Raw genomic sequence first — 20718 nt, forward strand, 5'->3', positions numbered from 1 at the left:
GCTGAATAAGCGCACAATCTCCGTGCCGACATCTCAGGAAAAGAACTAAACTCACTGCATCTTTGTCTCGAAGGTGCATTATGTCCGCTCTCCAACTTTCGCTTTCTCAGGCCCGCCAGTTACACCTCGCCGCTCAGGGGCTGCTTCGCCCACCGGGACGTAAAGCCAGGGCTGAAGATATCCTCAGCGCCATCCGCCAGATGTCATTACTGCAGATTGATACCCTCCACGTCGTTGCCCGCAGCCCTTATCTGGTGCTATTCAGCCGTGTAGGCGACTATCCCGAAAGCTGGCTCGGTGAGGCGCTAAGCCGCGGTAACCTCTATGAATACTGGGCGCATGAAGCCTGCTTTATCCCAATCGAAGACTATCGCCTGCTGCGCCATCGCATGCTGAATCCTCAGCATATGGGATGGAAATATAACAGCGAGGGGATGGAGAACTGGCAGCAGGAAGTCGGCGATCTGTTAACGCATATTGAACAAAATGGGCCGGTCAGATCGGCCGATTTTGCTGCACCTCCCGGTCAGAAGCCTGGCTGGTGGTCGTGGAAACCGCATAAACGCCATCTTGAAAATCTGTTCACGGCCGGCGATCTGATGGTGATCGAGCGACGCAATTTTCAGCGCGTCTACGATCTGCGTCAGCGCGTGATGCCGGACTGGGATGACCAGCTGCATGGGATTGAAGAGTCAGAGGCGGTCCGCCAGATGTTGCGTAACAGTGCCAGAAGTTTGGGGCTGTTTCGTGCCGCCTGGCTACCCGATTATTACCGTCTGAAGCGCGCGCCAGTAAAGGCGGTTTTGGCTGACTGGCTGGCGCAGGGAGACGTGATCCCGGTGGAAGTGGAATCGCTGGGCGCCTGTTACCTGGATGCCGCTTTGTTGCCCCTTCTCGAACAGGGAACCCGGGCAACCTACACCACCTTGCTGTCTCCTTTTGATCCGGTGGTCTGGGACCGCAAACGGGCGCTGGAGTTGTTTAACTTCGATTACCGACTGGAATGTTATACGCCAGAAGCGAAGCGGCAATATGGCTATTTTGTTCTGCCAATTCTGCACCGGGGAGAACTGAAAGGGCGGCTGGATGCGAAAATGCAGCGTAAGGAAAAAGTATTGCAGATCAAACAGCTGTGGCTGGAGCAGGGCGTCAAAATCAGTCAGGGCACGATCAACGATCTGCATCAGGCCATCTCACGCTTTGCGCGCTGGCAAGGGGCCGAGGCGGTGGTGCTGGATAAGCTGCCCGAAACGCTGGCAGTTGCCTGGCAAAAAGGGTGGGCGCTGTAACATCCTGCACGCGGGGAAGTAACCGATGCCGCGCCAGCTATGATATTCTAAGGACCTGTCTGACCGGGATCACCAGGGAGAAACCATGGATCACCGTTTACTCGAAATCGTTGCTTGTCCTGTTTGCCACGGCAAACTGTATTACATCAAAGACCAGCAGGAGCTTATCTGCAAACCTGATGGCCTCGCTTATCCTGTGCGCGACGGCATTCCAGTCCTGCTGGAGACAGAAGCGCGTTCACTCACCATGGAAGAGATCCACCCATGAGTTTTGTCGCTATTATCCCGGCGCGTTTTGCTTCAACGCGCCTGCCGGGTAAACCGCTGGTCGATATCCAGGGTAAACCGATGGTAGTGCATGTGATGGAGCGAGCGCTGGAATCAGGTGCCGATCGGGTCATTGTCGCTACCGATAATGAACAGGTGGCGCGTGCTGTTGAAGCGGCCGGCGGTGAGGTGTGTATGACCCGCGCCGATCACCACTCCGGCACGGAACGGTTGGCTGAAGTGATCGATCGCTATCAGTTTGCCGATGACACCATCATCGTGAACGTGCAGGGCGATGAGCCGATGATCCCACCGGTTATCATCCGTCAGGTGGCAGAAAACCTGGCCAAAAGCGAAGCCGGCATGGCGACGTTAGCCGTGCCCATTGAGACCGCAGAGGAAGCCTTCAATCCGAATGCGGTCAAAGTCGTGATGGATGCGAAAGGTTACGCGCTCTATTTTTCCCGGGCTACCATTCCCTGGGATCGTGAGCGTTTTGCCACCTCCCGCGAAGAAATCGGTGATACCTTCCTGCGTCACATTGGCATCTACGGCTACCGTGCGGGCTTTATTCGCCGCTATGTCAGCTGGGAGCCGAGCCCGCTGGAGCACATTGAGCTGCTTGAGCAGCTACGCGTGCTTTGGTACGGCGAAAAAATCCCCGTTGCCGTCGCCAAAGCGATCCCAAGCGTTGGTGTCGATACACCGGAAGATTTGGCCCGCGTGCGCGCGGCTATGCAGTAATCCTGTTGGGGCCTTCGCTGGCCCCTTCTCCACTTTTTTTAAAGGAGGAGGAAATGGAACAACTCCGCTCGGAGCTTTCTCTGGTATTGGGCGAAACCCTCAGCCGCCTGGAATGTATCAGTGAGCAACCTTGGTCCAGCCTGTATTCGCTCTATGACCAGCAAGGCCACTCGCTGCCAATGGTGGCAAAATACTTCAATGTCAAAGGCATCGCGGCACAGGAAGCCTATAAGCTTTCGATGCTCGCTAAGGACAGCACCATCCGTTTGCCGACGGTCTACGGCCTGATCGTCAGCCAGCAACCGCCACAGCATGATGTCTTGTTGATCGAGCGCATGGGCGGCGTGTCGGTTGAAGCGCCAACGCGCACGCCGGTCCGCTGGCTGCAGTTGCAGGATCAGATTGTTGCCGCCTTACTGGCATGGCATCGGCTCGACAGCCACGGTCTGGTCGGCAGCGTCGACAGCACGCAGGAAAATAACTGGGTTTCCTGGTATGCCCAGCGCGTTGAGGTGATCTGGTCCACGCTCGGGTTTATGCGGCCTGACGCGCTGTCGATGGAACACCGGCGCGTGCTCTACCGCAGCCGGGAAAACCTCGGCAATCTGCTGGCGGATTTCAACGATCCTTGCGTGCTGGTTCACGGCAATCTGTCACTGAGCAGCATGTTGAAAGAGGCGTGGAGCGACCAGTTATTGTCAATGATCAATCCCGGGATGATGCTGTGGGCACCACGGGAATATGAGTTGTTCCGGCTGTGCGAAGAGGGGCTGGCAGAATCGCTGCTTTTCCATTACCTGAAGCAGGCTCCGGTGGCGGAAGGGTTTGTTGCCCGGCGCTGGCTGTACACGCTGTGGGACGAAACTGACCGGCTGATTCATACCGGCCAGTTCGATGCACGTCGTTTTCAACGCGCGGCGGACTCACTGCTCCCCTGGCTCAGTTGAGGCCCGATCCCCGGAGGTCAGCCGTTGCCAGCCTCTTCCCAACCACTCATAAATCGCCCGATCGCTGTGACCCAGCCACAATGGCGACGGAATTGCGCGTTCCCAGACATTCAACGGTGAGGCAATAGCCAGCTGATTGGCTGGCGCCGGTAGAGGATCCAGTCCCTGCTGTTGGAAAAAGATCATCGCTCGCGGCAGGTGTGAGGCGGATGTCACCAGCAGGAAGGGTGTTTTTCCCACCACCTTAGCCACTTCAGCCGCTTCCTGTCGGGTATCCCTCGGTTTATCAAGCGTCACGATCGCACTCAGTGGCACGCCTAGTGACTGGGCGACGCGGGACGTGACTTCGGCAGAGCTGACCGGATTGTTCTGCGCCGCCGCACCGGTAAAGATCAATTTGGCTCCCGGATTTTCCCGCCATAAGCGGATCCCTTCAACCAGCCGCGGCAAACTGTTGTTGATCATATTGGAGCCAGGCGCCCAGTCTGGATTCCAGGTGTATCCACCGCCCAGCACCACCACATAGCCGACTTTTTGCTGATTCTGCCAGGTGGGATAGCGGTTTTCGGTCGGCGCAAGCAGGCTGTCCGCCACCGGTTGCAGGCTTAACAGCGCTAACAGCAGGCAGGCAGCAGAGAGGATAATTTTGCCGGTTTTCTGCCAGCGGCTGAACCAGAGCAACAAAAGCGCAATTGCCATCAACACAATCAGCAAAGGCAAGGGCAGCAACAGCCCACCGACGAGTTTTTTTAACGCAAAAAGCATGAAAACGGACTCCTTTTGTCCGAAAAAACACCACCCGAGAGCCTGGCGATGACTGAAAGGTTCATTCCTGGTCAGTGTATGTCAAAATAGCCGCCAGTTTCACCCACTCAGCCGCCGGGAACCCGAATGCAGGATCGCAACTTTGATGATATAGCCGAAAAATTTTCGAAGAATATCTACGGTACCACCAAAGGGCGGATCCGCCAGGCGATCGTCTGGCAGGAGCTGGAAGAGATCCTCGCCAGCCTGCCGGAAGGGCCACTCAACGTGCTGGATGCCGGCGGTGGAGAAGGGCAGATGAGTTGTGGCCTGGCAGCCCGAGGTCATCAGGTCTTACTCTGCGATCTCTCCGCTGAGATGTTGCAACGCGCAGAGGCTCATGCCGAAGAAAAAGGTGTGAGCGGGAACATGCAATTCAAACAAATTAGCGCGCAACAGGTCGGTCAACATTTGGATAAGCCGGCCGATCTGGTATTGTTTCACGCGGTGCTTGAATGGGTTGCCGAGCCTGAAGCCATCTTAAAAGCACTGTATGATGTGCTGGCCCCGGGCGGCGTGCTGTCGCTGATGTTTTATAACGTCAATGGCCTGATAATGCAGACGCTGGTGCTGGGCAACTTCGGTTATATGCAGGCTGACCTGAAGAAACGCAAACGAAAAACGCTGTCGCCTGACTTCCCACGTGAACCTGAGCAGGTTTATCGCTGGTTAGAAGCAGCAGGCTTTACAGTGGAAACCAAGACCGGGATCCGCGTTTTTCATGACTATATGCGTGACAAGAACAAGCAATCTGAACGTTTTGAGGAAGTTCTGCAGCAGGAACTACGCTTCTGCCGCCAGGAGCCATTTTTAAGTTTGGGCCGTTATATCCACGTGACCGCGCGGAAACCCATAAACAGGACGAACCATGAGTGAATTTTCCCAGACTGTACCGGAACTGGTCGCCTGGGCGCGAAAAAATGACTTTTCCGTCACGTTGCCTACCGAACGTCTGACGTTTTTGCTGGCGATTGCCACCCTGAACGGGGAGCGCATGGATGGCGAAATGAGCGAAGGCGAATTGACCGATGCCTTCCGTCACGTCAGTGAAGGGTTTGAACAGACCAGCGAAACCGTTGGTGTGCGAGCCAATAACGCCATCAACGATATGGTGCGTCAGCGCCTGCTTAACCGATTTGTCAGTGAACAGGCCGATGGCAACGCCATCTATCGCCTGACGCCGCTGGCCATCGGCATTACGGATTACTACATCCGCCAGCGTGAGTTCTCAACGCTGCGGCTGTCGATGCAGCTGTCGATTGTTGCCGGCGAGCTGAAGCGCGCTGCCGATGCGGCCGATGAAGACGGTGACGAATTCCACTGGCATCGCAACGTTTTTGCCCCGCTGAAATACTCGGTGGCAGAAATCTTCGACAGCATCGATATCACCCAGCGAACCATGGATGAACAGCAGCAGGCGGTGAAAGACGATATCGCCCAGCTGTTGAATAAAGACTGGCGCGCGGCCATTTCCAGCTGTGAAATGCTGCTGAATGAAACCTCCGGCACGCTGCGCGAATTGCAGGACACGCTGGAAGCGGCAGGCGATAAGCTGCAGGCCAATCTGTTACGCATTCAGGATGCCACGCTGAGCAGCCCGGACCTCGGCTTTATCGATAAGTTGGTGTACGACCTGCAAAACAAGCTAGACCGCATTATCAGCTGGGGACAGCAGGCGATTGACCTGTGGATCGGCTATGACCGCCACGTGCACAAATTCATTCGTACCGCCATCGATATGGATAAAAACCGTGTCTTCGCTCAACGCCTGCGCAAGTCTGTGCAAACCTATTTCGATCATCCCTGGGCATTGACCTATGCCAATGCTGAACGCCTGTATGACATGCGTGATGAAGAACTGGCGTTGCGCAGTGAGGAAGTGACCGGTGAACTGCCTTCCGAACTGGAATACGAAGAGTTTAACGAAATTCGTGAACAGCTGGCCGCGATGATTGAAGAAGCGCTGGCCATCTATAAAGCCCAACAGAAACCGCTCAATCTGGGCACAGTGATGCGTGATTACCTGGTGCAGTACCCCCGGGCACGACACTTCGACGTGGCGCGTATTGTCGTCGATCAGGCCGTCCGCTTAGGCGTGGCCGAAGCAGATTTCTCCGGCTTGTCAGCAGAATGGCAGGTCATTAATGATTACGGAGCCAAGGTGCAGGCGCATGTCATCGACAAATATTGAACAAGTGATGCCGGTTAAACTGGCACAGGCGCTGGCCAATTCTCTTTTCCCGGCGCTGGACAGCCAGTTACGTTCCGGTCGCCATATTGGCATTGAAGAGCTGGATCAACATGCTTTCCTGATGGATTATCAGGAGTATCTGGAAGAGTTTTACGCGCGTTACAACGTTGAGTTGATCCGTGCCCCGGAAGGCTTCTTCTATCTGCGTCCCCGCTCCACCACGCTGATCCCGCGTTCGGTCCTTTCCGAGCTGGATATGATGGTGGGCAAAATCCTGTGTTATCTCTACCTGAGCCCGGAACGTCTGGCGAATGAAGGCATCTTCACCCAGCAGGAGCTTTATGATGAGCTGCTGTCGCTGGCTGATGAAAGCAAGCTGATGAAGTTCGTTAACCAGCGCTCAACCGGTTCCGATCTCGATCGGCAAAAGTTGCAGGAAAAAATGCGCGCCTCCCTTAACCGTCTGCGCCGCCTTGGCATGGTGTGGTTTATGGGTAATGACAGCAGCAAATTCCGCATTATTGAGTCGGTATTCCGCTTTGGTGCGGATGTGCGGAGCGGCGACGATGCCCGCGAAGCGCAGCTGAGAATGATCCGGGATGGCGAAGCGATGCCGATTGAAGGTGGCCTGGCGCTGAATGATGAAAGCGAAGAGGATGATGAGGCGCAGAGCCCGTCGTCGGACAACGCGGAGAACGAGTAAATGATTGAACGCGGAAAATTTCGCTCGCTGACCCTGGTTAACTGGAACGGTTTTTTTGCCCGCACCTTTGACCTGGATGAGCTGGTTACCACGCTTTCCGGCGGTAACGGCGCCGGTAAGTCTACCACCATGGCGGCCTTTATCACGGCGCTGATCCCCGATCTGACCCTGCTGCACTTCCGTAACACCACCGAAGCGGGAGCCACCTCCGGCTCGCGTGACAAAGGTTTACACGGAAAGCTGCGTCCTGGCGTCTGTTACGCCGCGCTGGACGTGGTGAATTCCCTGCATCAGCGCGTGATTGTCGGTGTGCGTCTGCAGCAGGTTGCCGGACGCGATCGTAAAGTCGATATCAAGCCTTTCAGCATTCACGGCCTGCCGATGTCGATTAACCCAACGGAAATCCTGACGGAAACGGTCAATGCCCGTCAGGCCCGCGTTCTGCCGCTGAGCGAACTGAAAGACAAGTTCGAAGCGATGGAAAGCGTGCAGTTTAAGCAGTTTAACTCGATCACTGATTACCACTCGCTGATGTTCGATCTGGGCATTGTGGCGCGTCGTCTGCGCTCAGCCGCCGACCGCAGCAAATACTATCGCCTGATCGAAGCCTCGCTGTATGGCGGTATCTCCAGCGCCATTACCCGATCGCTGCGTGATTACCTGCTGCCGGAAAACAGCGGCGTGCGTAAGGCCTTCCAGGATATGGAAGCCGCGCTGCGCGAGAACCGCATGACGCTGGAAGCGATTCGCGTGACCCAGTCCGACCGCGATCTGTTTAAGCACCTGATCTCCGAAGCAACCAGCTATGTTGCTGCGGACTATATGCGTCATGCTAACGAACGCCGCATCCACCTTGACGGCGCGTTATTGAACCGTAATGAGCTGTTCACCAGCCGCAAGCAGTTAAAAGCGGAGCAGTATCGCCATGTTGAAATGGCTCGCGAACTGGCTGAGCACAACGGAGCAGAAAGCGATCTCGAAACCGATTACCAGAGCGCCAGCGACCACCTTAACCTGGTGCAGACGGCAATGCGTCAGCAGGAAAAAATCGAGCGCTATGAAGGCGATATCGATGAGCTGACCTACCGTCTTGAAGAGCAGAATGAAGTTGTCGCTGAAGCCCGTGAAGTGCAGGAAGAGAATGAAGCCCGCAGCGAAGCCGCTGAACTGGAAGTCGATGAGCTGAAAAGTCAGCTGGCCGATTACCAGCAGGCGCTGGACGTGCAGCAAACCCGCGCTATCCAGTATCAGCAAGCGTTGCAGGCGCTGCAGCGCGCGCAGGAAATCTGCCGGGTTGCCGAACTGACCGTCGACAATGCCGAAGAGTGGCAGGAAACCTTCCGTGCGAAAGAGCAGGAAGCGACCGACAAGTTATTGCAGCTTGAACAGAAAATGAGCGTGGCGCAGGCTGCTCACAGTCAGTTCGAGCAGGCTTTTGAGCTGGTGGGCCGCATTGCCGGACCGGTCAGTCGTTCCGACGCGTATCACACCGGCCGCGAATTGCTTCGCGATGCCAGCAATCAGCGTTATCACGCCGAGCAGTTGCAGTCCTTACGTTCCCGCGTGGCCGAGATGGAACAGCGACTGCGTGAACAGCAGGATGCAGAACGGTTACTGAATGAGTTCTGTAAGCGTCACGGGCAACAGTTTGAGCCGCAGGATCTGGAAGGCTATCAGTACGAGCTTGAAGCCCGTATTGAACAGCTGTCCGAAAGCGTGTCTGAAGCGGGCGAACGTCGCATGGAAATGCGTCAGGAGCTTGAACAGGTGCGTGAACGCATTGCCCGTCTGACCAAACTGGCTCCTCAGTGGCATGCCGCGCAGGATATTCTTAGCCAGCTGAACGAGCAAACCGGTCAGGAGCTGGAGAGCGGTCAGCAGGTGACCGAGTACATGCAGCAGCTGCTGGAGCGCGAGCGCGAAACCACCGTTGAACGCGACGAAGTTTCGGCCCGTAAACGCGAAGTTGAAAAACAGGTCGAGCGTCTGAGCCAGCCTGGCGGCGCTGAAGATGGCCGTATGACCCATCTGGCCGAGCGTTTTGGCGGCGTGCTGCTGTCAGAAATTTATGACGACGTCACCATCGACGATGCGCCGTACTTCTCCGCGCTGTATGGCCCGGCCCGTCACGGTATCGTGGTGCCCGATCTGTCACTGGTGCAGGATCTGCTGGACGGTCTGGAAGACTGCCCGGAAGACCTTTATCTGATCGAAGGGGACCCGCAGTCGTTCGATGACAGCGTATTTAACGTTGAAGAGCTGCAAAAAGCGGTAGTGGTGAAGTCAGGCGATCGCCAGTGGCGTTACTCGCGCTTCCCTAAAGTGCCGTTGTTTGGTCGTGCTGCCCGTGAAAATCAGCTGGATCTGTTACATGCCGAACGCGAAACGCTGGCAGAACGCTATGCCACGCTGTCGTTTGACGTGCAGAAAACGCAGCGTCTGCACCAGTCGTTCAGCCGTTTTATCGGTAGCCATTTAGCCGTCGCCTTTGAGTCGGATCCGGAAGCCGAGCTGCGTTTACTGAACCTGCGTCGCGGTGAACTCGAACGTGGCCAGGCCGCGCATGAAACGGAAAACCAGCAGCAGCGTCAGCAGTTTGATCAGGCGAAAGAGGGCGTCGCCCAGCTTAACCGCCTGATGCCACGCGTCAGCCTGCTGCAGGATGAAACCCTGCAGGATCGTTATGACGAACTGCTTGAGCGTCTGGATGAAGCACAGGAAGCCGCGCGTTTCCTGCAGCAGCACGGCGCGCAACTGGCGAAACTGGAACCGCTGATTTCGGTGCTGCAGAGCGATCCGGAACAGCACGAACAGTTGAAGCTGGATTATCAGCAGGCGCAGCAGGTTCAGCGCGATGCCCGCCAGCAAGCCTTTGCCATGACCGAAGTGGTGCAGCGTCGCGCGCACTTTGGCTATGTCGATTCCGCCGGCATGCTCGACGGTAACAGCGACCTGAATGAGAAGCTGCGTAAGCGTCTTGAGCAGGCCGAATCCGATCGTACCCGTGCCCGCGAGCAGCTGCGCGGTCATCAGGCGCAGTTTACCCAATATTCACAGGTGCTGGCGTCACTGAAAAGTTCTTACGATGCCAAGCGCGACATGCTGAAAGAACTTCAGCAGGAAATGCAGGATATCGGTGTGCAGGCAGATGCCAGCGCGGAAGAGCGCGCGCGTCTGCGCCGTGATGAACTCTACGCTGCGCTAAGCAATAACCGCGCCCGTCGCAATCAGCTGGAAAAGCAGATCACCTTCTGCGAAGCCGAAATGGACGCGCTGCAGAAAAAACTGAAGCGTGTCGAGCGCGATTACCATCAGGGCCGCGAGCAGGTTGTTCATGCCAAGGCGGGTTGGGTCGCGGTGTTACGCCTGGTGAAAGACAATGGCGTTGAGCGCCGTCTCCATCGTCGTGAACTCTCTTACCTCGGCGGTGATGAGCTGCGTTCAATGTCGGATAAGGCGTTAGGTGCGCTGCGTCTGGCGGTGGCCGACAACGAACATCTGCGCGACGTGCTGCGTCTGTCCGAAGATCCAAAACGGCCAGAGCGTAAGATTCAGTTCTTCATCGCTGTTTATCAGCATCTGCGTGAACGCATTCGTCAGGACATCATCCGTACCGACGATCCGGTCGAAGCGATTGAGCAGATGGAGATTGAACTTGGCCGTCTGACCGAAGAGTTAACCGCGCGCGAACAGATGCTGGCTATCAGCTCCCGCAGCGTGTCTAACATTATTCGTAAGACCATTCAGCGTGAGCAAAACCGTATTCGCCAGCTGAACCAGGGCCTGCAGGCCGTGAGCTTCGGCCAGGTGAAGAGCGTCCGTCTGAATGTTAACGTCCGCGAGGCGCATTCCACGCTGCTGGACGTATTGTCTGAACAGCATGAAGCGCATCAGGATCTGTTTAACAGCAATCGCCTGACCTTCTCAGAAGCGCTGGCTAAGCTGTATCAGCGCCTGAATCCACAGATTGATATGGGCCAGCGTACGCCGCAAACCATTGGTGAAGAGCTGCTGGATTACCGTAACTACCTGGAAATGGAGGTTGAGGTAAACCGGGGATCTGATGGCTGGTTGCGTGCGGAAAGTGGTGCGTTGTCAACCGGTGAAGCGATCGGGACCGGGATGTCGATTCTGGTGATGGTCGTGCAGAGCTGGGAAGAAGAGTCTCGTCGCCTGCGCGGAAAAGATATCTCACCGTGCCGCCTACTGTTCCTCGATGAAGCCGCGCGACTGGATGCCAAGTCGATCGCCACGCTGTTTGAGCTGTGCGATCGTCTGGAAATGCAGCTGATTATCGCCGCGCCAGAGAATATCAGCCCTGAGAAGGGCACGACCTATAAACTGGTGCGTAAAGTGGTCAATAACATTGAACACGTTCACGTCGTCGGCCTGCGCGGCTTTGCCGCCGAGCCAACCGCCGCAAATTCCTCCACACCTGAGGAAGATCAACAGGCTTCTTCATAAGAAAATCTCAACCGGCAGATATAGTAAAAAGTCGGGCAGCGGTTTATTCTACCCAACGGCATTGGTTGTATTTACAGCGAATGCCGTTTTCTTTTTCTATACTGATAACAATGACTAATAAACAGGTGATCGCCATCTGTTTTGGCACTTAACCAGGGAGCAAGGGATGTTGCTGATGAAAACGAATTCTGCAAGGTTGGCACTATTTAGTGCTTGCCTGGTGCTTGCCGGTCAGATGCAACCCGCATTGGCAGGTATTCCGCCTGTATCCGCGCCTGTAACGGCAACCTATACCCCATCGCAGGCCCAGCGACATCTGCTGGCCACGCTTCCTGCTGGTTATAAACCGTTTTATCTGACGACCCTGGCTTCGCTGTATGCGACCCAGGGCATGCAGCCACTGTGGCAGGATCGGCAGGCTGTGCAGCAGTTCCAGCAGCAACTGGCTGAAGTGGCCATTTCTGGCGTGCAACCGCAGTTTAATCTGTGGGTTAAACTGCTGACCGATCCTTCTATTACGGGAATGGCGCGTGATGTCGTGCTGTCTGATGCGATGCTGGGCTATCTGCAGTTTGTCTCCACGGTGCCCGCCAAAGGGGAAACCTGGCTGTACAGCAACGTGCCCTATAAGCTGGAAGTGCCCACCCTGTCGGTGATTAATCAGTGGCAGAGAGCGGTTGAACACGGTGGAACCAATGCCTTTGTCACCTCGCTTGCGCCGCAGCACCCGCAATATGTTCTGATGCATCAGGCGCTGAAAACGCTGCTGGCAGATAATCATCCCTGGCCGCAGCTGGCCGCGAAACAGACCCTGAAGCCGGGACAATTGAGTGATGATGTTCCTGCACTGAGGGCCATTCTGGAGCGCACCGGAATGATGACCGCCAGCGCCGAAGGACCGAAGCCGACCGATGAAGCCGTCCCGACCACCAGCGTACCGGCGTCTTTCGTGGAGGAAGAGATTGCTTCGACGCCAGCGCCTAAGCCGGTTGATGAGCAGGCGACCGTCAGTCCTTCCGCCACGCCGCTGCCGGAAAATCCCAATGCTGCCAACACGCCTGAGCTGGCCGGTCAGGTGCAGGGAAATGCCGTGCCCGCCGACCCAACACATATCTATTCTGCCGATCTGGTCGAAGCGGTAAAACGCTTCCAACGCTGGCAGGGGCTTGAGCCGGATGGCGCGATTGGCCCACGCACCCGTGAATGGCTGAACGTTTCGCCGCAGCTTCGTGCTTCTCTGCTTGCGCTGAATATTCAGCGTTTGCGTCTGTTGCCTGATGATATGCACAACGGGATTATGGTGAATATCCCGAACTACTCGCTGATCTATTATCTCAACGGCAGTCAAATCCTGGCGTCGAGGGTTATTGTGGGTCGACCAGACCGCAAAACGCCTCTGATGCGCAGCGCACTGAATAACGTGGTGCTTAACCCGCCATGGAATGTGCCGACTACGCTGGTCCGTCAGGATATTGTGCCGAAAGTGAAGCAGGACCCGGCTTATCTTTATAAACATAACTACACCTTGCTCTCTGGCTGGAGCAATGATGCGGAAGTCATCGATCCGTCGATGATCGACTGGCGGATGGTTTCAGCGGCGTCATTCCCTTACCGCATACGTCAGGCGCCGGGTGCAACGAATTCGCTGGGAAGGTATAAGTTCAATATGCCTAGCTCAGACGCCATCTATCTGCACGATACGCCGAACCATAACCTGTTCCAGAAAGACATCAGGGCGCTGAGTTCAGGCTGTGTCCGTGTGAATAAAGCGTCTGATTTGGCCAACCTGCTGTTACAGGATGCGGGATGGAATGACACGCGCATTTCCAGCACGCTGAAAGAAGGTGACACCCGCTACGTGCCGATTCGTCATCGCATTCCGGTCAATCTTTACTACCTGACGGCGTGGGTGGCGGATGATGGTAAGGCGCAATATCGTACAGATATTTACAATTATGATATGACGGCGCGTTCTGGCGTGCAGAGTATGGCTGCTGCTGGTCAATTAATGCTCTAATGGTTGATTCTTCAGGTGTTCCGGCTCAGGGCAAACTGGGCCGGTCACCTCGGCTTCCAGACAGGTGTTGATATTTGCCGAAGCTGTCACATTTCCCCGGTTGACTCAGCTATTCTCCCCGGTTATGGTTCCAAACGGTGACCATTTTGCACCATTTCAGAACATTTAGCCGGGTAATACAGATTAATGAATAATTTTGACTCTCATCGCCGTAAGTGGCTGACATTAGGAGGCGCTGCATTAGGTTGTGCATTGCTTCCCCGACAGGCGTTCGCCTCGCTCTCCACCTCGCGTCCTCGTGTATTAACACTGAATAACCTGAATACCGGTGAAACGCTCAAAACTGAGTTTTTTAACGGGAAAAGTTACGACAAGGATGAGTTGTCACGTTTGAATCATTTCTTCCGTGATTATCGGGCCAACAAGGTCAAGAACATCGATCCGCATCTGTTCGATCAGCTTTATCGTTTGCAGGCGTTGCTCGATACCCGCAAACCGGTGACGTTGATATCGGGGTATCGTTCGCTGGCGACCAACAATTCCCTGCGGGCCCACACGAAAGGCGTAGCGAAACACAGTTACCACACGCTGGGTCAGGCGATGGATTTACATATTGACGGGATTGCATTGAGCAATGTTCGCAAAGCGGCGCTTTCCATGGGCGCTGGTGGTGTAGGATACTACCCAAGCAGTAACTTTGTGCATATTGATACCGGGCCGGCACGGCACTGGTAAGATGAAATTCCGGTAGGGCCATGGCTCGCCGGTAACGGAGTGTTATGGACTATCAAATTATCCCGGTAACGGCATTCGCCCAGAACTGCTCGCTGATCTGGTGCGCCGAAACCCTGCAGGCAGCGGTGGTGGATCCCGGCGGCGATGCCGATACCATCCAGGCGCATGTGGCAGAAAAAGGCGTTACCGTAACGCAAATTCTGCTGACCCACGGACACCTTGATCATGTTGGCGCCGCTGCCGAACTGGCGGCTTTTTATGGCGTGCCGGTTGTTGGTCCCCATAAGGCGGATGCTTTCTGGCTGGAAGGTTTACCTGCTCAGAGCCAGATGTTCGGCTTCCCATATTGCGCGCCTCTGACGCCAGATCTCTGGCTGGAAGAGGGGGAAACCGTGCAGCTCGGCAACATCACCCTCGACATCCTGTTATGCCCTGGCCATACGCCCGGCCACATCGTGTTCTTTGACCGTGCTTCTCGCCTGCTGGTCTCCGGTGACGTGATCTTTAACGGCGGCGTAGGGCGCTCTGATTTTCCTCAGGGCAGCCATGCGGACCTGATCGCATCCATTAAGACCAAGCTTTTACCGCTGGGTGACGACGTGACCTTTTTACCGGGACATGGGCCGATGTCCACACTGGGCCGTGAAAGAATTTCGAACCCGTTCCTGCAGTAACGCGCTCGGGGAAAAAAGACACAAAAAAGCCTGCATTAAGCAGGCTTTTTTTATGCTCAGTCGCCGGTTTACAGCACGGCGACAATCGCTTCACACAGCGGAGCCATATTATCTGGCGTCATGCCGGCCACGTTCACACGACCTGAATTCACCGCATACACGCCGAACTCTTCGCGCAGGCGAACCACCTGGTCTTTCGTCAAACCGCTGAATGAGAACATGCCATTCTGCTTGATGATAAAGCTGAAATCCCCTTTAGCGCCTTTCTCCTGCAGGGTGTTCACAAACAGCTGACGCATACGGTGGATGCGTTGACGCATGTCTGCCAGTTCCTGCTCCCAGATAGCACGCAGAGCCGCGTTACCGAGGATGGTGGCCACTACCGCCGCACCGTGCGCCGGTGGGTTAGAGTAGTTTGCACGGATGGTGGCTTTCACCTGGCTGAATGCGGTATCCGCTACCGATGCTTCGCTGGCAACCAGCGTCAGTGCGCCAACGCGTTCGTTATACAGACCGAAGTTTTTCGAATAAGAGCTGGCGACGATCAGTTCCTGATGGCTGGCCGCAAAAATACGCAGGCCTTCCGCATCTTCTTCCAGACCCCGGGCAAAGCCCTGATAGGCGAAGTCGAACAGCGGCAGCCAGCCACCGGCCAGTGACAGCTCGGAAAGTTGTGCCCACTGTTCAGCCGTCGGATCGATACCGGTCGGGTTATGGCAGCAGCCATGGAACAGCACCACGTCACCGGCTGCAACCTCACGCAGGGCGTTAACCATGCCCTCAAAGTCGAGGGAGTGATTGGCCGCGTCGTAATACTGGTACTCGCAGACTTCAAGACCCGCGGATTCAAACACATTTTTATGGTTCGGCCAGCTTGGGTTGCTTACCCAGATGCGCTTCGCGCTGGTCTGAGTGGCAATAAAGTCAGCCGCAACGCGCAATGCACCGGTTCCACCTGGGGTCTGCGCTGTGCGGGCACGCTTGGTGCTCACAATGGCGTTGTCTTTCCCAAACAACAGTTCCTGAGTGCACTTACCGAAGTCGGCCAGTCCATCGATGCTGAGGTAATTTTTGGTGGTTTCATTCTCTAACAGATACTGCTCAGCTTTCTTCACGCTGGTGAGTACCGGTGTTTTGCCGGTTTCGTCTTTATAGACACCAATGCCCAGATTGATCGTATTTGGGCGATCGTCGGCACGGAAGAGATCGGCTAAACCAAGAATAGGGTCGGCGGGTGCAGCTGCAATGCGTTCAAACATAGTCGAAGTCCGTTAGCTTAATCTAAAGCGAAGTGAGGACTCAGGTTACGCCACAGCGCACAAATTGCCAACCGTTTGCGTTAAAAATCACAGGGAACAGAGTGAGGGTAACTAATCAGAGGGAGAAAGCGGGGCGGAGGAAACAAAAACGGGGCCGAAGCCCCGTTTTGACGTTGCGCGGTGGTGACGCGAATCACCCCGGCAGTGCAGCTTATTAGAACTGGTAAACCAGACCCAATGCTACGGTATCGCCTGAACCTATGCCCAGTTTGTTGTCGTCATCAATCTGGTTGATGATGTAGTCAACATAGGTAGACATGTTTTTGTTGAAGTAGTAAGTCGCGCCCACTTCGAAGTATTTAACCAGGTCAACATCGCCAACGCCTTCGATGTCTTTGCCTTTAGTCTGAACGTAGGCAATGGACGGACGCAGACCGAAGTCGAACTGGTACTGTGCAACTAACTCGATGTCCTGAGTTTTGTTAGCGAAGCCAGAAACAGCGTTAGATGCACCATTGACGTCGATGATGTTACCAGAGATGCGGGTAGCGTTACGGCCTTCAGCATAAGATGCGGCCAGGTAAACGTTGTTTGCATCATATTTCAGAGCAGTGCCCCAGAATTCAGCACGGTCACCCTGACCCAGCACGCCAGCAGCGTTCTGAGAGTTAGTACGGTCCTGAGAGCTATAAGCACCTACGATGCCAACACCGATTGGTGAGGTGTAGGAAGTCGACACACCGTAGCCGTCGCCGTTAGAGCGCTGCAGGTCATCACGATCGTTTTTGCCCTGGTACTGAGCTGCGAAGTCCCAGCCATCAACCAGACCAAAGAAATTGGTGTTACGGTAAGTCGCCACGCCGCCGGTACGGCTGGTCATGGTATCAGACTGGCCGAAGTCGCCACCGAATTCTGGCAGCATATCTGTCCAGGCCAGTGCGTCATAAGCGATGCCGTAGTTACGACCGTAATCTACAGAACCGTACTCAGCGAATTTCAGACCAGCAAAGCCCAGACGGGTTTTGTTACCGTCTTGTGCATCGTCGCCGCCTTCAGAGTTGTTCGCCTGAATGTTGTATTCCCACTGGCCGTAACCGGTCAGCATGTCGTTGATCTGGGTTTCACCTTTGAAACCAAAACGCACATAAGACTGGTCGCCGTCACCAGCATAACCGTCGTTGTCAGAGAAGTAGTGCAGACCAACAGCTTTACCATAGAGGTCCAGCTTGTTGCCGTCTTTGTTATAGATTTCTGCTGCATTGGCTGCACCAGCTGCTAACAGGGCTGGGATAACCAGTGCCAGAATGTTGCGCTTCATCATTTTTTATTACCCTCATTGGAGTTATTTGGACACCTGCCACTGCCGTCAACAATTCTTTACAGAACCCCGAAGAGAGTTTGGTGTCTTCCTGTGTCTGCACGCATCTTTCCATTCGCTGAGCGGATTATCTAGCCCGAAAATGCTACTAATCTCCTATTCTAGTAACAAGAGGAAAATATGTATTACAAAATGTAATAATCACGGAACTTTGTGAACTATCTCTAAATTTACAAAAATAAAAAAAGGCCAGCGAGGCTGACCTTGAATATATATATGAATTTCTTATATTTAATGCTGAAAATCAGAAGGTGGCGTTACGCGGCGTCCTTGGGAAGGCGATAACATCTCTTACATTTTGCACACCGGTGACATAGGCGATTAATCTTTCGAAACCTAATCCGAAACCTGAATGAGGAACGGTGCCGTAGCGGCGCAGGTCACGATACCACCAGTAATCTTCTTTATTCAGACCCATTTCAGCCAGACGCGCATCCAGTACATCCAGACGCTCTTCACGCTGTGAACCGCCGATGATTTCCCCGATACCTGGGGCCAAAACGTCCATCGCCGCCACGGTTTTACCGTCGTCGTTCAGGCGCATATAGAACGCTTTGATATCTTTCGGATAGTTTTTAACCACTACCGGTGCTTTGAAGTGTTTTTCTGCCAGATAACGCTCGTGTTCTGAGGAGAGATCGATACCCCAGGAGACGGCATTTTCAAACTTCTCACCACAGGCGATCAGAATTTCTACCGCTTCGGTGTAATCCACCTGAGCAAAATCTGTGGTTACAAAACGCTCAAGGCGCGCGATGGCATCTTTGTCTACGCGCTCGGCAAAGAACTCCATATCATCACGACGCTCTTCCAGTACCGCTTTGAAGACGTATTTCAGCATGGCTTCGGCCAGTGCGGCGTTGTCTTCCAGGTCAGCAAAGGCGATTTCCGGCTCCAGCATCCAGAATTCAGCCAGGTGGCGGCTGGTATTGGAGTTTTCTGCACGGAAGGTTGGGCCAAAGGTATAGATTTTGGAGATGGCGCTGGCGTAGGTCTCGCCATTCAACTGGCCGGATACCGTCAGGAAGGCTTCTTTGCCGAAGAAATCTTCGTCAAAGTTCACTTTGCCTTCTGGCGTGCGCGGCAGGTTTTCCATATCCAGCGTGGAAACGCGGAACATTTCTCCCGCCCCTTCGGTATCCGACGCGGTGATCAGCGGAGTAGAAACCCAGAAGAAGCCCTGCTCATCAAAGAAGCGATGCAGCGCTTGCGCCAGCGTATGACGAACACGCGCCACGGCACCGATCAGGTTAGTACGCGGGCGCAGGTGAGCCACTTCACGCAGGTATTCGATGCTGTGACGTTTAGCAGCCATGGGATAGGTATCAGGATCATCCACCCAGCCGACCACTTCTACTGCAGTGGCCTGGATTTCAAAGCTCTGGCCTTCGCCCGGTGATTCCACCACTTTGCCGGTAATGATCACCGAACAACCGGTGGTCAGTCGCAGTACTTCGTCCTGATAATTATTCAGAGAATTATTGACGACAGCCTGGACGGGATTAAAGCAGGAGCCGTCATATACGGCGATGAAGGAAATACCAGCTTTTGAATCTCTTCGTGTACGTACCCAGCCACGTACGGTGACTTCACTGTCAACCGCGACCCGGCCTTGCAGTACATCCGCTACAGGCACAACGCTCATAAAAGTCTCTCACTATTAATCAGGATTAAAAAAAATACCCCGGATTTGGGGTAGTGCTATGTTACTTGCCGACTGGCGAGACACAAGAAGAATTCGTTGTTCTGCGGGAGATTTATCAGAGAAATTGCAGGAAGGAAAAGAGAAGAGGCTGAAGCTCTTCTCTTTTTATTGCGGCACTAACTGGCTTTTTTCACCAGCGGCAGATCGAAGGCTTTGCGCAAGGCGCGAACAAAGGCTTTATCCTGGCAAATCGTTTTGCCTGGGCTGTCCGAGAGTTTAGCGACCGGTTTGCCGTTACATTCAACCAGCTTGATGACGATATTCAGCGGCGTGACCTGAGGAATATCGCAGGTCAGCTTGGTACCAATGCCAAAAATCACATCCCCGCGCTGGCCAAACTGGCGGTAAAGCGCCACGGCTTTTTCCAGATCCAGGTTGTCAGAAAACACCAGCGTTTTGCTGCGAGGATCGATGCCGAGGTGCTCGTAATGAGCAATGGCTTTTTCGCCCCACTCAAACGGATCGCCGGAGTCGTGACGCAGGCCCTGATAACGGGTAGCAAAGTTCTCACCGAAGTCGCGCAGGAAAGCATCCATGGTAATACAATCGGTCAGGGCAATGCCCAAACGGTCCGGATACTCCTCCAGCCATGCCTGCAATGCCGCACGCTGGCTGTTTGCCAGAACCGGGCTGATCTGCTGATGCGCCTGGAACCATTCATGGGCCTGAGTGCCCACCGGTGCGATATTCAACTGGCGCGCCACGTCATAATTGCTGGAACCGACCAACCATGGAAATTCCTGCTGCAGCGTACCGACGATAGCCAGCTGCACATCGCGGGAGAAGCGGCGACGCGTACCGAAATCCATCAGCTTAAAGCGGGACTTATCCAGGTCAGCGGTCAACGCTTTAAACCCGGCCAGCTTGCTTTGCAGATGGGTGACTGCCATTTCCGGGGTGACCAGCGGCGAGCGGTGGCGATGAACCACTTCACTGATCAACGCCAGCAGCGGCACTTCCCACATGATGACGTCCAGCCATGAACCGCTGATGCGAATATCCAGCTTGCCCTGGTGATTGCGGACCACCACCGTCGACGGGTCATAACGGTATTCGCGCAGCCAGGCCAGATAGTCCGCCTTAAAGAAGGGCAGGCCGGCAAGGTAGTCAGCTTCTTCGTCAGTCAGCGCCAGCGACTGCATGGTCGCTATCTGCCGGACAATTTCATCTGCATAAATGCCCAGCAGATCGTCACCACGGCAGCGAAACTCAGCCACCACGGAAACGTTCCGGTAACGATGGAACACCGCTTGCTGCATATGCAGCTTATAGGCATCCGTGTCCAACAAGGTGGTCAGGATCGGGGTAGCATGTCGAGTCATGGTGCGTTTCAGCATCCTCTGGCGAAGAGCGTTATCCCTGGTTCAATAAGTGGAAAAGACGCTGGAGTATAACTTGAATACTCGTTTAGTGAAGCGGATCACAACACATTACCGCGGATAAGGTCGAGGGCAATCCGTGCGCTTGTTAATGAAATGTAGCTTTTTAAGCCAAAGACCCCGTGGCATCGCGATTCAACGTGGCAACATCGGGCTAACAGG

Annotated in this window: 16 protein-coding genes; 11 read left to right on the forward strand and 5 right to left on the reverse strand. The window is 54.8% G+C overall.

From position 1 onward, the window contains the following. Positions 1–80: 80 nt before the first annotated feature. The 4 genes from E2F51_RS14870 (at position 81) to E2F51_RS14885 (ending at position 3247) form a co-directional block, all read left to right on the forward strand. The gene (locus E2F51_RS14870) at positions 81–1289 is read left to right on the forward strand and encodes a winged helix-turn-helix domain-containing protein (RefSeq protein WP_134823822.1); all 1209 of its coding nucleotides are present in this window, start codon (positions 81–83) and stop codon (positions 1287–1289) included. An 85-nt stretch (positions 1290–1374) separates the two neighbouring features. Continuing rightward, complete coding sequence (locus tag E2F51_RS14875) at positions 1375–1557, forward strand: Trm112 family protein (protein ID WP_013201533.1); 183 nt, start codon at positions 1375–1377, stop codon at positions 1555–1557. After that, positions 1554–2300: a 3-deoxy-manno-octulosonate cytidylyltransferase gene (gene kdsB, locus E2F51_RS14880; protein WP_134823823.1), complete on the forward strand. Its 747-nt coding sequence runs from the start codon at positions 1554–1556 to the stop codon at positions 2298–2300. Before E2F51_RS14875 ends, kdsB begins: the two co-directional genes overlap by 4 nt. 53 nt (positions 2301–2353) lie before the next feature. Continuing rightward, positions 2354–3247, forward strand: coding sequence for a YcbJ family phosphotransferase (locus E2F51_RS14885; RefSeq protein WP_013201535.1), 894 nt, complete (start codon positions 2354–2356; stop codon positions 3245–3247). Here E2F51_RS14885 and elyC read toward each other — a convergent pair. Next, a complete protein-coding gene (gene elyC / locus E2F51_RS14890) occupies positions 3224–4012 on the reverse strand; it encodes an envelope biogenesis factor ElyC (protein ID WP_134823824.1) in 789 nt (262 codons plus the stop codon). The two genes, E2F51_RS14885 and elyC, sit on opposite strands and share 24 nt — an antisense overlap. 126 nt (positions 4013–4138) lie before the next feature. Between elyC and cmoM the strand changes: the two genes are divergently transcribed. The 7 genes from cmoM (at position 4139) to E2F51_RS14925 (ending at position 14835) form a co-directional block, all read left to right on the forward strand. Beyond that, on the forward strand, positions 4139–4927 hold the full coding sequence (gene cmoM, locus E2F51_RS14895) for a tRNA uridine 5-oxyacetic acid(34) methyltransferase CmoM (RefSeq protein ID WP_134823825.1): 789 nt from the start codon (positions 4139–4141) through the stop codon (positions 4925–4927). Further along, complete coding sequence (gene mukF / locus E2F51_RS14900; protein WP_013201538.1) at positions 4920–6242, forward strand: chromosome partition protein MukF; 1323 nt, start codon at positions 4920–4922, stop codon at positions 6240–6242. The genes cmoM and mukF overlap by 8 nt, the downstream gene beginning before the upstream one ends. After that, a complete protein-coding gene (gene mukE, locus E2F51_RS14905; RefSeq protein ID WP_041691956.1) occupies positions 6223–6945 on the forward strand; it encodes a chromosome partition protein MukE in 723 nt (240 codons plus the stop codon). Before mukF ends, mukE begins: the two co-directional genes overlap by 20 nt. Next, complete coding sequence (gene mukB / locus E2F51_RS14910; RefSeq protein ID WP_134823826.1) at positions 6946–11409, forward strand: chromosome partition protein MukB; 4464 nt, start codon at positions 6946–6948, stop codon at positions 11407–11409. It abuts the gene before it with no gap. A 169-nt stretch (positions 11410–11578) separates the two neighbouring features. Then, entirely contained in the window at positions 11579–13426 is a 1848-nt protein-coding gene (gene ldtD / locus E2F51_RS14915) for a L,D-transpeptidase (protein WP_134824877.1), read from the forward strand. Positions 13427–13612: 186 nt separating this feature from the next. Continuing rightward, on the forward strand, positions 13613–14161 hold the full coding sequence (locus tag E2F51_RS14920; RefSeq protein WP_013201542.1) for a YcbK family protein: 549 nt from the start codon (positions 13613–13615) through the stop codon (positions 14159–14161). A 44-nt stretch (positions 14162–14205) separates the two neighbouring features. Beyond that, a complete protein-coding gene (locus tag E2F51_RS14925) occupies positions 14206–14835 on the forward strand; it encodes an MBL fold metallo-hydrolase (RefSeq protein ID WP_134823827.1) in 630 nt (209 codons plus the stop codon). A gap of 68 nt (positions 14836–14903) precedes the next feature. Here the strand turns inward: E2F51_RS14925 and E2F51_RS14930 are convergent, their stop codons facing one another. From E2F51_RS14930 to pncB, 4 genes are all read right to left on the reverse strand, one after another. Beyond that, on the reverse strand, positions 14904–16094 hold the full coding sequence (locus tag E2F51_RS14930) for an amino acid aminotransferase (RefSeq protein ID WP_134823828.1): 1191 nt from the start codon (positions 16092–16094) through the stop codon (positions 14904–14906). Between the two features lie 214 nt (positions 16095–16308). Next, complete coding sequence (gene ompF, locus E2F51_RS14935; protein ID WP_013201545.1) at positions 16309–17415, reverse strand: porin OmpF; 1107 nt, start codon at positions 17413–17415, stop codon at positions 16309–16311. A gap of 301 nt (positions 17416–17716) precedes the next feature. Then, entirely contained in the window at positions 17717–19117 is a 1401-nt protein-coding gene (gene asnS / locus E2F51_RS14940) for an asparagine--tRNA ligase (protein WP_013201546.1), read from the reverse strand. A gap of 176 nt (positions 19118–19293) precedes the next feature. Continuing rightward, positions 19294–20499, reverse strand: a complete 1206-nt coding sequence (pncB, locus tag E2F51_RS14945) for a nicotinate phosphoribosyltransferase (RefSeq protein ID WP_134823829.1) — start codon at positions 20497–20499, stop codon at positions 19294–19296. Positions 20500–20718 lie beyond the last annotated feature (219 nt).

The sequence above is a fragment of the Erwinia sp. QL-Z3 genome (assembly GCF_004551645.1).
In the GTDB taxonomy this organism is placed as follows: domain Bacteria; phylum Pseudomonadota; class Gammaproteobacteria; order Enterobacterales; family Enterobacteriaceae; genus Erwinia; species Erwinia billingiae.

Coding starts and splice junctions, on each gene's coding strand:
- E2F51_RS14875 (WP_013201533.1), top strand. CDS start 1,375: ATGGATCACCGTTTACTCGAAATCGTTGCTTGTCCTGTTTGCCACGGC.
- elyC (WP_134823824.1), bottom strand. CDS start 4,012: ATGCTTTTTGCGTTAAAAAAACTCGTCGGTGGGCTGTTGCTGCCCTTG.
- E2F51_RS14920 (WP_013201542.1), top strand. CDS start 13,613: ATGAATAATTTTGACTCTCATCGCCGTAAGTGGCTGACATTAGGAGGC.
- pncB (WP_134823829.1), bottom strand. CDS start 20,499: ATGACTCGACATGCTACCCCGATCCTGACCACCTTGTTGGACACGGAT.
- cmoM (WP_134823825.1), top strand. CDS start 4,139: ATGCAGGATCGCAACTTTGATGATATAGCCGAAAAATTTTCGAAGAAT.
- asnS (WP_013201546.1), bottom strand. CDS start 19,117: ATGAGCGTTGTGCCTGTAGCGGATGTACTGCAAGGCCGGGTCGCGGTT.
- E2F51_RS14870 (WP_134823822.1), top strand. CDS start 81: ATGTCCGCTCTCCAACTTTCGCTTTCTCAGGCCCGCCAGTTACACCTC.
- mukE (WP_041691956.1), top strand. CDS start 6,223: ATGTCATCGACAAATATTGAACAAGTGATGCCGGTTAAACTGGCACAG.
- ompF (WP_013201545.1), bottom strand. CDS start 17,415: ATGATGAAGCGCAACATTCTGGCACTGGTTATCCCAGCCCTGTTAGCA.
- mukB (WP_134823826.1), top strand. CDS start 6,946: ATGATTGAACGCGGAAAATTTCGCTCGCTGACCCTGGTTAACTGGAAC.
- E2F51_RS14930 (WP_134823828.1), bottom strand. CDS start 16,094: ATGTTTGAACGCATTGCAGCTGCACCCGCCGACCCTATTCTTGGTTTA.
- E2F51_RS14885 (WP_013201535.1), top strand. CDS start 2,354: ATGGAACAACTCCGCTCGGAGCTTTCTCTGGTATTGGGCGAAACCCTC.
- E2F51_RS14925 (WP_134823827.1), top strand. CDS start 14,206: ATGGACTATCAAATTATCCCGGTAACGGCATTCGCCCAGAACTGCTCG.
- kdsB (WP_134823823.1), top strand. CDS start 1,554: ATGAGTTTTGTCGCTATTATCCCGGCGCGTTTTGCTTCAACGCGCCTG.
- mukF (WP_013201538.1), top strand. CDS start 4,920: ATGAGTGAATTTTCCCAGACTGTACCGGAACTGGTCGCCTGGGCGCGA.